The organism is Enhygromyxa salina, assembly GCF_002994615.1.
Lineage (GTDB): Bacteria > Myxococcota_A > Polyangia > Nannocystales > Nannocystaceae > Plesiocystis > Plesiocystis salina_A.
Genome location: NZ_PVNK01000263.1, coordinates 72948 through 86950 on the forward strand (window position 1 = coordinate 72948; position 14003 = coordinate 86950).

A 14003-nucleotide genomic window follows, 5' to 3' on the forward strand; every position below is an offset into this window, starting at 1 on the left:
TACGAGACAGTGTCCAACGTTCCTGGCCAGACTCCAGCCCGAGGAGATCAGCTTTCAGATCTCGAAGTCGCGCCCCTGAGGCCGGACTTGCGCGAAGAAGTTCGGGCCCAGGGGACACTCGGCTCGTGACAGCGGACCGCCGCGCGCTCTACAGTCAACCCATGAGCCCAACGGCCAACGAACCGCGCAGCGCAGACGGTCGCCAGTATCACATCGGCGTGCGCCCCGGCGAGGTCGCGCCGCTGATCTTGCTGGTCGGCGACCCGTCCCGAGCTCAGCGCGTCGCGGCCGGATACCTCGAGTCGGTCGGCGAGCCGATCGCCGAGCGCGAGTACGTGACCTACACGGGCGTCTACCGCGGCCGAGCGATGACCGTGATGGGCACGGGCATGGGCGCGGCCAACACCGAGATCGCGATCATCGAGCTGTGCCAGTGCTTCGAGGATCCAACCCAGATCGCAATGGTGCGGGCCGGCAGCAGCGGCGCGCTCCAGCCCAACATCGCCCTCGGTGATCTGATCGTCACCCAGGCCGCCTACCGACTCGAAGAGACCTCGCTGTCCTTCGTCGGGGCCGGCTACCCGGCGGTCGCCCACCCCGAGGCGACGATGGCCTTGCTGTGGGCGGCCGAGGAGCTCGGCGCGAGCTGCCACCTCGGCATCACGGCGACGGCGTCGAGCTTCTACGGCGCCCAGGGCCGCGAGGTGCCTGGCTTCGCGCCGCGCGATCCCGAGATCGAGACCACCCTCGCGCGCCAGGGCGTGGCCAACCTCGAGATGGAGGCCTCGACGCTGATGACGCTGTCGACCCTGCGCGGGTTTCGGGCCGGGGCCGTGTGCGCGGCCTATGCCAACCGCGCCGACAACACCTTCATCTCCGGGGCCGACAAGCCCCTCGCCGAGAAGCGCTGCGTCGAGGTCGGGCTGCGCGGGCTGGTTCGGCTGGCGGAGCTGGCCGAGCTGCGCGGGGATCGTCCGTGCTGGCACCCGGGCGTGGGGCTGACGGGCGCGAGCTGAGCCGAGGGCCGAGCTGAGCCGAGGGGGCCCGGGGCCGACGCCGCGACGGCGTCGAGGAGCTGGCCGCGCTCGATCGCGGCGGCCAGCTGATCGGAGCCTCGATCAGGAGGGCGTCGGGCCGAGGGTGCGCTCGGGTCCGTCGAGCGCCGCCTGGCCGAAGTGATACCGGCGCTCGAGCAGCTCCCAGTCGAACACGACCCGGCCGCCGCGGCTGGCGTGCTGGTCGGCCCAGGTCCGGAACAGCTCCAGGATCGCGTGGTCGACGTGCTCGAGATCGTCGATCCGCAACAGCAGCTCGCGGGTCGGGCTCACGGCCTCGAGGGTCTCGGCGACGTCGGCGAGGCGGAGGAAGGTCGCCGAGCCGATCAGGTGGACGGTCGTCCGGTTCTCCTCGGGCTCGTCCTCGACGACGATGTCGAGCTTGGACAGGCGCAAGAGCAGCTTCGCGACCGAGAGGCCGAGACCGATCAGGACGCCGGTCAGCAAGTCGGTCGCGACGACCGCGATCGTGGTCACGATGAACACGGCGATCTCACCGCGGCCGTAGGGCCGCAGCTGCTCGATGCGCATGGGGCTCGCGAGCTTCGCGCCGATGTACACGAGGACCGCCGCGAGCGCGGCGACGGGGATCCGCGTCAGCAGCTGAGAGCCGACCCCGACCAGGACCAGCAGCCACAGGCCATGAAGGACCGCCGACCACCGCGACTTGCCCCCGGCCTCGACGTTGGCGCTGCTGCGGACGATGACGCCGGTCATCGGCAGGGCGCCGAGGCAGCCGCAGACCATGTTGCCGATGCCCTGGGCGCTGAGCTCGCGGTTGTAGTTGGCCCGGGGCCCCGCGTGCATCTTGTCGACCGCGCTGGCGCTGAGCAGGGTCTCGGCGCTGGCGACCAGCGCGAGACCGAGCGCTGGCCCGACGAGGACCCCGATGGTGTCGAGGGTCGGCAACGCGGGCACGTTGAGCGAGCCGAGCAGATCGCCAGGCACGCTGACGAAGGCGATCGGCAGCTGGAACAAGTTGGCGACCAGGCTCGCGGCGAGGACGCCCGCGAGCGGTCCAGGGACGAAGGTCTTGATCTTGTCGGGGGCGAAGCGGAGCCAGGCCAGGATCGTGACGATGGTCAGGACGCCGATGCCCGCGGCCTCTCGGTGCGAGAGGGTCGTGTCCGGTGAGACCGCCTTCGACAGCGCCTCGGGGATCGCCAACAAATTGGCGATCCCGCCCGAGCGCGGATCGTCGTCGATCATGACGTGAAACTGACCGGCGAAGATCAGCACGCCGATCCCGGCGAGCATGCCGTAGACCACCGAGGGCGGCACGGCGCGAAACCACCGTCCGCCCCGGACCAGGCCCGCGACGAATTGCATGAGCCCGGCGAGGAGCACGACGACGCCCAAGCTGGCGAGGCCGTGCTTGTCGACCAGGTCGACGATGATGACGACGAGCCCGGCGGCGGGGCCGGACACCTGCAGCGGCGCGCCCTGGATCGCGCCGACGAGGAGTCCGCCGACGATGCCCGTGACCAGACCGAGCGCGGGCGGGACCCCCGACGCGATCGCGATGCCCATGCACAGCGGCAGCGCGACCAAGAACACGACGAGCGACGCGAGGAAGTCCGCGCGGCTGGGGAGCCAGGCGTGTGGCGGTTTGGCGTCCGCGCCTGGCTTCGGTGGACTCGTCGCGGCCTTGTCTTCGTGGTTGGCGGCCTCGGCCGATCGTGGCTCTTTCATCTGGTGTCTTTCCCGTCTGAGCTGGGCCCGCTCGACCGGCGCTGGCTCGCGCTGGGGTCCGAACTGGCTCGAGCTGATCAATGCTCTCGTTGTTCATGATCTGATCAGGGGCGCACAGGCATGCACCCCCACTCCCGTGACGGCTGCTACACGATTGGGGGCCGGAACAACGGTTCGGCCGCGTCAGCGCGAGGACCGATCTCCGAATTCGGGCCGCGTCCGGCGGCGGCCGAGGCCGCCGTCGCCGGCGCGGTGACGCTGGCGCAGTCGGCGTCCTCGTCTTGCTCGTCGCGCTCGCCCTCTTGCTCGAGCTCGCTGTCGACAGCGCCGAACTCGTCGAGCTCGACCGCCGCCCAGCCTTCGCGTGGGCTGACCAATAGCGCCAACATCATGAGCGACGCGGCGAGCAGAGCCTGGATCAGCCGGCTACCCTGACGATGCCTTGTCGCTTTTGCGTCGACGGCGAAGGCCGAGGCGCTTTGATTCAGCGGGTTCAAGCAACATCTCCAGGAGGCTGCCGACCGTGCGCTTGACCTCGAGCGGGTGACGGAGCGGGACGGTCGGGTCGAGTTCGTAGTGGTTGCGACGCCCATCGCGGAGGCGGGTGATGACCCCGGCGGTCTCGAGCTCCTTCACGATTCGGTGGACGGCCCGCTCGGTCAAGCGGACCTGAGCCGCGACGTCGCGCAGGCGCATGTCCGGGTCGCGTGCGAGACACACGAGGACATGGGCGTGGTTGCTGAGGAAGGTCCAAGACTTGGGCGCTCCGTCGGATGTGGAGTTGTTCGCGGACGCCATGGGCTGGCGAGTCTGTCGGGCTCGTGTGGCGAAGTATACATGAGATGGAGTTCATGCAAATAGATTCGCGCGATAATTTTCGTGTTTTGAACTACCGACTGATCCCGACTCGGCCGTCGGCCCTGGGCCCCCGCCGATGTCAGAGGCTGCGCGGCCGGGCCCGGACCCGGTCGTGGGTCGGCGCGAGGTCGAGATCTCCCGAGCCGATCGCCCGCTCGCGTGGCGGCCTCGCGAGCCTCGGGCTTGCGGTCGAGAATTCATCGGTCCGCGCGTCGGCCGGTCGCCGGCCACGATTCGCCCGGCGCCCGCCGCCGAGCCTCGCAGCTTGGACACCACGAGCTGGTGCCAAGCGCGCTCGCGTCTCCCGCGATCCTGGCGTCGAGCGAGCTCGGCGGCATCCGACCGTTTCGGTCATCGAGGCCGGACTCCGCCGCGAGTGGACCGAGATGGCGGTTTAGCGGCTCCAAAGGCGCTCGCGGCCGGGACCCCGCAGCTTGTGAGCACCCACGACAGGTGGGATGATCAGGCCATGAACCGCCTTGGCCTGACTAAGCTCCACCTCCTCCTGCCTTGCGTGCCGCTCCTCGTCGCTGCGTGCAACGACGACACGAGCGGCACCGAAACTCCGGCCTCCTCGACCGAGAGCAGCGGAGACGGGGACGGAGACGGGGACGGCGACGGGGACGGGGACGGCGACGGCGACCCGGCCGAGTGCGTCGACGGTGAGCAGCAGTGCAAGGTCGACGGCCACGAGCTGTGCGTCGACGGCCACTGGCAGGACGACCCGTGCCCGGCCGAGACCTTCTGCGACGAGCGGACCGAGATGTGCACGGCCTGCGAGTGTACGCCCGGTGAAGAGGGCGCCTGCATCGACGCCGACAACATCGACACCTGCAAGGACGACTGCTCGGGCTGGGAGCCTCAGGCCTGCGTCAACGCCGTGTGCATCGAGGGCGCCTGCCTCGATCTGCTGTGCGCGCCCGACCAGGCCTACTGCACCGACGGCGACAGCTACCAGGTCTGCAACGACACCGGGACCGAGCTCGGGCCCGAGACCGACTGCCCCGGATCGCAGCTGTGCCTCGGCGGCGAGTGCCTCGACGCCTGCCTCTACGCCCAGGCGACCAAGTCCAACATCGGCTGCGAGTTCTGGGCCGTGGACATGGCGAACCAGCCCCCGCGCGACAAATACACCTACGCGATCGCGATCGCCAACCCGAGCTACGACGACATCGCGACCGTCCGGATCTGGGACAAGCGGATCGGCGCCGAGCTCGCGATCATCGAAGACACCGTCGACCCGCGCGACACCAAGGTCTTCAACATCTCGGGCTCGCACGCCGACTACACCAGCTACTACAACGGCATGGACGCCGGGATCCTGACCAGCGGCATCGCGACCGGCACGGCGTTTCGGGTCGAGACCGATCTGCCCGTCGTCGCGACCCAGTTCAACCCGATCGGCGGCGCCTCGAGCATCACCGCCGAGGCCTCGCTGCTGTTGCCGACCCACACCCTCGGGACCGACTACGTCCACCTCGCGTGGGCGCTCGGCTACGGCGCGGGCTCGGCCCTCAACGTCATCGCGACCGAGGACGACACGACGGTCACGATCACGCCCCACGTCGACACGCCCGCGGGCAGCGGCGGGCTCCCGGCGATGACCGCGGGCCAGCCCACGCAGATCCAGCTCGACGCCTACGACTACGTCCAGGTCGGCGTCCAGGATCAGAACATGGAGGACATGAAGCAGAGCCTCAGCGGCTCGATCATCGCCTCCGACAAGCCCGTCGCCGTGTTCGGCGGCCACTCCTGCGCCAACATCCCCGACGAGGTCGTCAGCGGCTGTGATCACGTCGAGGAGCAGATCTTCCCGCTCGAGACCTGGGGCAACAACTACGTGGCCTCGCGCAACCCGATCCGCCAGGACGAGCCGATGCGCTGGCGCATCATCGCGAGCGAGGACAACACGACCATCGACTTCGAGCCCTCCGTCGACATCGGCTCCCAGGTCATCCTCGACGCCGGCCAGATGATCGAGTTCGACGAGCACCAAGACTTCTACGTCTCGGCCGACGACCCGATCCTGATGGCGGGCTACATGACCGGCTGCGGCTCCTTGAACCCGCCGTGCATCGGCGACCCCTACATGGTCCTGATGGTCCCGGTCGAGCAATACCAAGACGACTACGTGTTCCTGGTCGACGACTCCTACACCGAGGACTTCGCCAAGCTCGTCCGCCCGGCCGGCGAAGAGGTCACGGTCGAGTGCATGGGTGTGGTTCCGGACGACCGCTGGACCTCGATCGGGACCAGCGACTGGGAGTGGGCGACGGTCGACATCAACCCGGGCGAGGGCATGTGCATGCCGGGCGCCAACCAGGCGACCGCGGCCGAGGGCTTCGGCGTGATCGTCAGCGGGCAGGCGAGCTTCACCAGCTACGCCTACCCCGGCGGTCTCGCGCTCGAGCAGATCAACCCGCTTTAGCTCTGGTCTTCAAGGGGCCTTTCAAAAAGGCCCCTCGCTGCGGCGGCGAAGCCCCCTCCGCTCACCCCAAACGCTCGCCTTGCGGCGAGTACTCGCCTAGACCGAGAGCTCCTCGCGTCGACTCGACCGGGTCGCGCAGCACGGCACCCCGAGCCCGCTCGAGGTGCCGTTCGCGTTGTGACCCGCTGGATTCGGGCGTGAGCAGAGCAAAGCCCAGATCGCGATGGCCCGAGACGCGCGCGGCTCGCCGAGCTGGGGCGCGGGTTCACGGCGGCGCCCCCGACCCTCGAGGCCCAGCGCGAGCTGCTGGTCGAGCGGGTTGCTCGGGCCAGCCCGCGACCGGTCGATCGCCTGTGCTATAGAAATCTGGGCCGTCCTTTGGCGGTCCTTCGTGTGGTCGCGCCTCGGCTCGAGCACTTCAACAATCACCGTATGTGCGTGGGCCTGCGGCTCGAGGCCGCGATCGGGGCCAGCGCCTGCGTAGTCGGGCCAAGGTCGCCAAAGAAAGCGCGAGCGCATGACTGGCGTCGGCGAGACCAGCGCCCCTGCGAGGGGCCACGAGAGCCTCTGCGAAGCCAATCCAAGCCCGCCGAGCCGACCGAGCGCGGGGTCCAACAACAGCGACGCGGCCGCGGCCGAGCTCGGTGACGCCGCCGAGATCCGCGTGATCGGGACGGTGCAGGGGGTCGGCTTTCGCCCCACGGTCTGGCGCCTCGCTACCGAGGAGCGCCTCGTCGGCGAGGTCCTCAACGACAGCGAGGGCGTGCTGATCCGAACCGGCGGCGCGGCCGAGTCGATCGCTCGCTTCTTGCGCCGCCTCAGCGCCGAGGCCCCGCCGCTGGCGAGGATCGAGCGCATCGAGGCGCGCGGGCTGCCGGCGCCGCTGCTCGCCGAGAGCTTCGAGATCGTCGCCAGCCTCGCCGGGGCCCCGCGGACCCGGGTCGCGGCCGACGCCGCCGTCTGTGGCGCGTGCAGGGCCGAGGTCCTCGACCCGAGCGAGCGTCGCCACAATTACGCCTTCGCCAACTGCACACACTGCGGGCCACGCTTCTCGATCGTGACCGCGGTGCCCTACGATCGCCCGCACACGACGATGTCCGCGTTCCCCATGTGCGCGGGGTGCCGCGAGGAGTACGAGCAGCCGGCTGACCGGCGCTTTCACGCCCAGGCGATCGCGTGCGCCGAGTGTGGGCCGCAGATCTGGCTCGAGCGCTTTGGCGAGCAGCGAGACCCGGTCCGCGATCCGGACGCCGCGCTCGCGCAGACGGTCGCGGCCCTGCGCGCGGGCAAGATCGTTGCGATCCGCGGGCTCGGCGGCTTCCACCTGGCTTGCGATGCGACCGACGGCGCGGCGATCCAGCGCCTGCGCGAGCGCAAGCGTCGCGACGCCAAGCCGCTCGCCGTGATGGCGACCGACGTCGAGATGGTGCGGCGCTACTGCAGGATCACCGAGCTCGAGCAGCGCCTGTTCGAGGCCGTCGAGGCGCCGATCGTGATCCTGGCCGCCGACGGGCCCGAGGCCTTGCCCGCCGAGCTCGCCCCGGGCCTCGACGCGCTCGGCTTCATGCAGCCCTACACGCCCTTGCACCTGCTGGTCCTGCGCGCCGTGGGCCGGCCCCTGGTGATGACCAGCGGAAACCTCGCTCACGAGCCGCAGGTCACCGAGCTCGACGGCGCCCGGACCGAGCTCCGCGACATCGCCGACCTCGCGCTGATGCACGACCGCGAGATCGCCAACCGCATCGACGACTCGGTCGTCCGCGTGAGCGCCGGGCAGCCGCGGCTGCTCCGTCGGGCCCGCGGCTACGCCCCCGGCGCGATCCGGCTCCCGCCCGGCTTCGAGCAGGCCCCGCCGATCCTGGCCTACGGCGCCGAGCAAAAGGCCGCCTTTTGTGTCCTGGCCGAGGGCGCGGCGGTGCTCTCGCAGCATCAGGGCGACCTCGAGGAGCTGTGCACCTACGAGGACTACTGCAAGAACCTCGGGCTCTACGCCGACATCTACGATCACCGGCCCCAGCTGCTCGTCGCCGATCTCCACCCCGAGTATCTCTCGACCAAGCTCGCGCTCGAGGTCGCGGCCGAGCGCGGGCTGCCCCTGCGCCGAGTCCAGCACCACCACGCCCACATCGCCGGGTGCATGGCCGAGCGCGGCCTCGCCCTGCACGCGCCCGCGGTGCTCGGCGTCGCCCTCGACGGGCTCGGGTTCGGGACCGACGGCACGATCTGGGGCGGTGAATTCCTGCTCGCCGACTACCGCGGCTACCAGCGCCTGGCCTCGCTCGCCCCGGTCGCGATGCCCGGCGGCGTCAAGGCGGTCCGCGAGCCGTGGCGCAACCTCTACGCCCAGCTGCGCGCGGCGATGGGCTGGGAGGCCTTCACGCGGCGCTTCGGCGCGCTCGAGGGCTGCGCCGACCTCGGCCACAAGCCGCTCGCGGTCATCGACCGGATGATCGAGGCCGGCCTCAACACGCCGCTGGCCTCGTCGACGGGCCGGCTGTTCGACGCGGTCGCGGCCGCCGTCGGCATCTGCCCCGACCGCGTCCGCTACCAGGCCCAGGCCGCGATGGAGCTCGAGGCCGCGGCCGCGCGGGCTGGCCTCCCCAGCCGCGCCGAGGCCTACCCCTTCGCGCGCCGTCGTGAGGCCGAGGCGGGCGAGCTCATCCGCCTCGACCCCGCGCCGATGTGGACGAGGCTGGCCGAGGACCTCGAGCGCAACGCCGGGCCCGGGACCATCGCCGCCCGCTTCCACCTCGGCCTCGCCGCGGCGGTCGCCGAGCTCGCCTTCGACCTCTCGCAAGGCTCACGCGTCGACACCGTGGTCCTCTCGGGCGGCTGCTTTCAAAACAAGCTCCTCCTCGAACAGGTCACCCGCGACCTCGAATCACGCGGCCTTCGCTGCCTGTCCAACGTCGACACACCCGCCAACGACGGCGGCGTCGCGCTCGGGCAGGCGGTCGTCGCCGCGGCCACCCAGCTCTCGGAGTGAAACCACATGTGCCTTGGAATCCCCGGTCAAATCGTCGAGATCACCAACACCGCGGACAAGCTCGCCAAGGTCGAGGTCGCCGGGGTCAAGCGCGAGATCAACCTCGTTTGCATCGTCGACGAGGACCACTCGATCGAGTCCTGCGTCGGCGACTGGGTCCTCGTCCACGTCGGCTTTGCGATGAGCCGGATCGACGCGGCCGAGGCCGCGGCCACCCTCGAGCTCCTCCACGCGCTCGGCGAGGTCGATGAAGAGCTCGACGCCATGCGCGGGTCAGGCCAGACCTGAGCGCGGGCCCAGCCACCCCAACCGGACCAAGGCCATGACCGACAACGCGATCTTGCGGCGCTCTTACCCGTTCTGGCACGCCAAGAGGCAGGGCCCGGCTTCGATGGACGAGGCCCTGCTCGAGTCCGTGGGCCAGGAGGTCGTTGACCGCGGCGATCCGAGCAAGGACCAGGAGACGACCACCTCATGAAGTACGTCGACGAATTCCGTGACCCCGAAAAAGCCCAGACCTTGGTCGAGAAGATCCGCGCGTTGGTCGATCAGATCGACGCGTGCAAGTCGCGGCCGCTCTACATCATGGAGGTCTGCGGCGGCCACACCCACGCGATCTTTCGCTACGGCATCGAGAGCATGCTGCCCGAGGAGATCGAGCTGGTCCACGGGCCCGGGTGCCCGGTCTGCGTGCTGCCAATGGGCCGCGTCGACGACTGCGTGGCGATCGCCGAGACCCCTAAGGTGATCTTCACGACCTTCGGCGACGCGATGCGGGTGCCCGGGTCCAGCAAGAGCCTGCTCGAGGCCAAGGCCGGCGGCGCCGACGTGCGCATGGTCTACTCGCCGCTCGACTCGCTTTCGCTGGCCAGGGACAACCCCGACAAGGAGGTCGTGTTCTTCGGGCTCGGGTTCGAGACGACGATGCCGAGCACCGCGCTCACGGTCTTGCAGGCCGAGGCCGAGGGCATCGAGAACTTCTCGCTGTTTTGCAATCACATCACGATCATCCCGGCGATCAAGGCGATCCTCGACGCGCCGGGGGTTCAGATTGACGGCTTCCTCGGGCCCGGCCACGTCAGCATGGTCATCGGCAACGCGCCCTACGACTTCGTCGCCGATCAGTACGACCGCCCGCTGGTCGTGACCGGCTTCGAGCCCCTCGACATCCTCCATGGCATCTGGATGGTGCTCGAGCAGCTCGCCAGCGGCGAGGCCCGGATCGAGAACCAGTACTCGCGGGTCGTGCCCGACGAGGGCAACGGCCCGGCGCTCGAGGCGATCGCCAAGGTCTTCGAGCTGCGCGAGTTCTTCGAGTGGCGCGGGCTCGGCTCGATCGACCACTCGGGCGTCAAGATGCGCGAGGCCTACGCCAAGTACGACGCCGAGCGAAAATTCTCGGTCCCCGACCTCGTGATCGCCGACCCCAAGGCCTGCCAGTGCGGCGAGGTGCTCAAGGGCGTGATCAAGCCCTACGACTGCAAGCTGTTCGGCAACGACTGCACGCCCGAGACCCCGATGGGCGCCTTGATGGTCTCGTCCGAGGGCGCGTGCGCGGCCTACTCTCGCTACGGTCGGGTCGAGAAGCTCGTCCCGCTGCTCGGGCGCGGCGCGGGCACGGGCACGGGCAAGGCGCCGCAAGCGGAGGTCGAGGCCCCATGAGCGGCGAGGGCGAGGGGAAGGGCGCCAAGGGGGCCGCGCAGCGGCGCAAGCTCGGCAAGGTCGACATCCCGACCGTGACCATGGCCCACGGCGGCGGCGGCAAGGCCATGCACGACTTCATCGACGACCTGTTCGTCGACGCCTTCTACAACGAGCCGCTCGCGCCGCTCGAGGACCAGGCCCGCTTCAGCATCGACGCGCTCGCGCGCTACGGCGATCGCCTCGCGTTCACGACCGACTCCTACGTCGTGAGCCCGCTCGAGTTCCCCGGCGGCGACATCGGCAAGCTCGCGATCTGCGGGACCGTCAACGACCTCGCCGTCGGCGGGGCCACGCCGCTGTACCTGAGCTGCGCGGTCATCGTCGAGGAGGGCGTGTCGGTCGACCTGATGCGCAAGGTCGCCCGAAGCATGGCCGCGACCGCGGTCGAGGCCGGGGTCGAGGTCGTGACCGGCGACACCAAGGTCGTCGAGCGCGGCGCCTGCGACAAGCTGTTCATCAACACCGCCGGGATCGGGGTGATCCGGGCGGGCGTCAAGCTCGGGGTCGAGCTCGCGCAGCCCGACGACCTGGTCATCGTCAACGGCGTGCTCGGTGATCACGGCGCGACGATCCTCAACGCCCGCGGCGACATGAAGCTCGACACCGAGATCTTCAGCGACTGCGCGCCGCTCCACGGCCTGATCGGTGCCCTGCTCGAGGCCGCGCCCAACACCCGCTTCATCCGCGACGCGACCCGCGGGGGCCTGGCCACGGTCCTCAACGAGATCGCCCGCGGGTCCGAGGTCGGGATCGAGATCCGCGAGGGCCAGATCCCGATCCGCGCGGTCGTGAGGGGCTTTTGCGAGCTCCTCGGCCTCGATCCGCTGTACCTGGCCAACGAGGGCAAGATCGTCTGCGTCGTGGCCAAGGACGAGGCCGAGGCCGCGCTCGCGGCCCTGCGCGCGCACCCCTACGGCAAAGACTCGGTCGCGATCGGACACGTGACCGACGAGCGACCGGGCCGCGTCGTGATGACCACCGTGCTCGGCGGCCGCCGCATTGTCGATACTCTCGTCGGCGAGCAGCTGCCACGTATTTGCTGACCCCTCACGCCAAGAGGTCATGCCCACCGAAGGCATCAACGCAGTGGAAGGGACCAAGATCCGCGTGCTCGACAAGGGCGAGGTGCTCGAGCTCGGCCACGACGGCCCGATGACCGAGCCGGCCACGGGCCGCCTTCACGCCTTCACGCCTTGATGGCTACGGCGCTCAGCCTGTCTCCAAAAGAGCTTGTGCCGAGCCAAAGCCTCGTGCGATTCAGGCCAGGTGAACGACGCTGCAATTCGTGACCAATTCCGCAACATACTCATCCAACAGGTCGCGCCACAGTTCGTGGGGACCTCGCTGGAGGCACAGCGTGCCATGCTCGACGCCATGGGGGCCGAGGCCGAGATGCCTGCGGGCGTGGCGGTCGAGCGCGGCACGGTGGCCGAGGTCCCCGTCGAGTGGTTGACGCCGACCAACGAAGCGACGCGCGTGGTCCTGCACCTCCACGGCGGCGGCTTTGCGCTCGGCTCTTGCCAGTCGCACCGCGCCCTCGCGGCGCGGATCGGGGTTGCGAGCAAGGCCCGGGTCGTGGTGCCCGACTATCGCCTCGCGCCCGAGAATCCCTTCCCCGCGGGTCTCGACGACGTCGTCGAGGTCTACGCGGCGCTGCTCGCTGACGGCCTCCGAGCCGAGCAGATCGTGGTCTCGGGCGACTCGGCCGGAGGCAACCTCGCGCTCTCGACCTTGCTGCGCGCGGCGGCGCGGGGCCTGCCGATGCCTCGCGCCGTCGTGCTGTTGTCGCCGTGGACCGATCTCACGCTCACGGGGGAGAGCCTCGAGACCCGCGCCGCCGTGGATCCCTGGCTGCAACCGGAGATGCTCGAACCGATGCGCGAGACCTATCTCGGCGGCGGCGACCCGGCCGATCCCTTCGCGTCGCCGCTGTGGGGCGACCTCTCGCTGTTCCCACCCACGCTCGTCCACGTCGGCGATCACGAGATCCTGCTGAGCGACTCGCAGCGCCTGGTCGAGCGAGCCGCGGCCGCGGGCGTGGACGTCGAGCTCCACGTCGGACAAGAGCTGTGGCACGTCTGGCACCTGTTTAGCCCGGGCTTGCCCGACGCCAACGATGCGCTCGCGCGGATCGGGGCCTTCGTCGAGGCCCGGTTCACCGACGGACGCTAACGCGAGACACTCGCTCGTGCGCGAGCGCAGCAGCGCATCATCGCGCTCGCCACCGACCCTGGTCGCGCGTGCCCCCGAGATACCGATGAAGCCCAAACCGAACACAGGGTCCTTCCCAAGCGCGTGGCTGCTGAGCGTCGCGCTGGTTGTCCTCGGCAGCTGCAAGGGCGACGAGACCAAGGCGGTCGACGATCCGCTCGATGATCCTTGGGTGGACGCGATCGAAGCCAGCGCTGAGGACCCGACAGCCCTGCCCGGCGCGGAGCCCAGGCCGGTCGTCGCAGCTGGCTCGCTGCCCGAAGCGCAGCCAACTGTCGGCGTGCTCGCGACCCCCTCCGTCGACGAGGCCGAACTCGCGGACGAGGCCGAACTCGCGGACGAGGCCGAACTCGCGGACGAGGCCTCGCCCGCGGCGTCCCACGCTTCTGCGGCCCCCGGCGACGCCGCGACAGCGAAGACCACCGCGCCCGCGCAGCCGAGCGTCGAAGCGCCGGCTGGCCAGGCGCCCGCGCCCGCGCCCGAGCAAGCATCCGAGCAAGCATCCGAGCAAGCATCCGAGCCTGGCCCCGTCGTCGCGCCGACCCCAGCCCCCAGCGCAGCGCCGGCCGAGCTCGCAGCCCCGGCTCCGATCACCCACGCCGACTTTCACGGGAGCTACCGCTTTGTCGGTGGCAGCTCGCAGCGCGACGATCTCGACGCAGCACTCGAGGCTACGGTCAACGCGCTGGCCGGCGTCATTCGAGGGCTCGCTCGCAAGCGCCTGCGGGCGACCAACCCCGTCGAGAAAACCCTCGACATCGTTGTCGCCGGAGACAAGGTCACCACGACCTTCGAGTCGGGCTTCACGGCGGGCTGTGTCGTCGACGGCGGCACGGTCAAGTCGACCGACATCGAAGGTGGGAAGCTCGCGGTCCGGCTGCGCTGGAAGAAGGGGAAGCTGGTCCAACACATGGAGGGCAAGGGCGGGGCCCGGACCATCGTCTACGTGCTCTCGGCGGACCGCAAGAAGCTCACCGTCCACCACAAGATCACCTCCAAACGCTTGCCGGTCCCGCTGACCTATCGGCTGAGCTATTCGCGCAAGTGATCACTGCGAGCGCGCAGCTTC

Annotated in this window: 13 protein-coding genes; 10 read left to right on the forward strand and 3 right to left on the reverse strand. The window is 69.9% G+C overall.

Annotated elements, in window-relative coordinates; genetic code table 11:
• Positions 1–161: 161 nt before the first annotated feature.
• Positions 162–1016 carry a nucleoside phosphorylase gene (locus ENSA5_RS30275; RefSeq protein WP_106395191.1) on the forward strand — a complete coding sequence of 285 codons (855 nt, stop codon included), beginning with the start codon at positions 162–164 and terminating at the stop codon, positions 1014–1016.
• A gap of 102 nt (positions 1017–1118) precedes the next feature.
• On the opposite strand, the gene ENSA5_RS30280 is transcribed toward ENSA5_RS30275, so the two are convergent.
• The 3 genes from ENSA5_RS30280 to ENSA5_RS30290 form a co-directional block, all read right to left on the reverse strand.
• Positions 1119–2747 (reverse strand): SulP family inorganic anion transporter, encoded by a 1629-nt coding sequence (locus ENSA5_RS30280; RefSeq protein ID WP_106395192.1) that lies wholly within the window; start codon positions 2745–2747, stop codon positions 1119–1121.
• Positions 2748–2893: 146 nt separating this feature from the next.
• On the reverse strand, positions 2894–3124 hold the full coding sequence (locus ENSA5_RS30285; RefSeq protein WP_146156268.1) for a hypothetical protein: 231 nt from the start codon (positions 3122–3124) through the stop codon (positions 2894–2896).
• A gap of 49 nt (positions 3125–3173) precedes the next feature.
• Positions 3174–3545 (reverse strand): helix-turn-helix transcriptional regulator, encoded by a 372-nt coding sequence (locus ENSA5_RS30290; protein WP_106395194.1) that lies wholly within the window; start codon positions 3543–3545, stop codon positions 3174–3176.
• A gap of 529 nt (positions 3546–4074) precedes the next feature.
• Between ENSA5_RS30290 and ENSA5_RS30300 the strand changes: the two genes are divergently transcribed.
• The 9 genes from ENSA5_RS30300 (at position 4075) to ENSA5_RS30335 (ending at position 13982) form a co-directional block, all read left to right on the forward strand.
• On the forward strand, positions 4075–6033 hold the full coding sequence (locus tag ENSA5_RS30300) for an IgGFc-binding protein (protein WP_181198309.1): 1959 nt from the start codon (positions 4075–4077) through the stop codon (positions 6031–6033).
• 517 nt (positions 6034–6550) lie between these two features.
• Entirely contained in the window at positions 6551–9019 is a 2469-nt protein-coding gene (gene hypF, locus ENSA5_RS30310; protein ID WP_106395198.1) for a carbamoyltransferase HypF, read from the forward strand.
• A 6-nt stretch (positions 9020–9025) separates the two neighbouring features.
• Complete coding sequence (locus ENSA5_RS30315; protein WP_106395199.1) at positions 9026–9307, forward strand: HypC/HybG/HupF family hydrogenase formation chaperone; 282 nt, start codon at positions 9026–9028, stop codon at positions 9305–9307.
• A 34-nt stretch (positions 9308–9341) separates the two neighbouring features.
• Positions 9342–9497, forward strand: coding sequence for a hypothetical protein (locus tag ENSA5_RS38540; RefSeq protein ID WP_181198310.1), 156 nt, complete (start codon positions 9342–9344; stop codon positions 9495–9497).
• A complete protein-coding gene (hypD, locus tag ENSA5_RS30320; protein ID WP_106395200.1) occupies positions 9494–10681 on the forward strand; it encodes a hydrogenase formation protein HypD in 1188 nt (395 codons plus the stop codon). Before ENSA5_RS38540 ends, hypD begins: the two co-directional genes overlap by 4 nt.
• Complete coding sequence (gene hypE, locus ENSA5_RS30325) at positions 10678–11766, forward strand: hydrogenase expression/formation protein HypE (protein WP_106395201.1); 1089 nt, start codon at positions 10678–10680, stop codon at positions 11764–11766. Before hypD ends, hypE begins: the two co-directional genes overlap by 4 nt.
• A gap of 19 nt (positions 11767–11785) precedes the next feature.
• The gene (locus ENSA5_RS39460; RefSeq protein WP_258183066.1) at positions 11786–11920 is read left to right on the forward strand and encodes a hypothetical protein; all 135 of its coding nucleotides are present in this window, start codon (positions 11786–11788) and stop codon (positions 11918–11920) included.
• Between the two features lie 165 nt (positions 11921–12085).
• Positions 12086–12895 carry an alpha/beta hydrolase gene (locus ENSA5_RS30330; protein ID WP_106395202.1) on the forward strand — a complete coding sequence of 270 codons (810 nt, stop codon included), beginning with the start codon at positions 12086–12088 and terminating at the stop codon, positions 12893–12895.
• 85 nt (positions 12896–12980) lie between these two features.
• A complete protein-coding gene (locus ENSA5_RS30335) occupies positions 12981–13982 on the forward strand; it encodes a hypothetical protein (protein WP_106395203.1) in 1002 nt (333 codons plus the stop codon).
• Positions 13983–14003 lie beyond the last annotated feature (21 nt).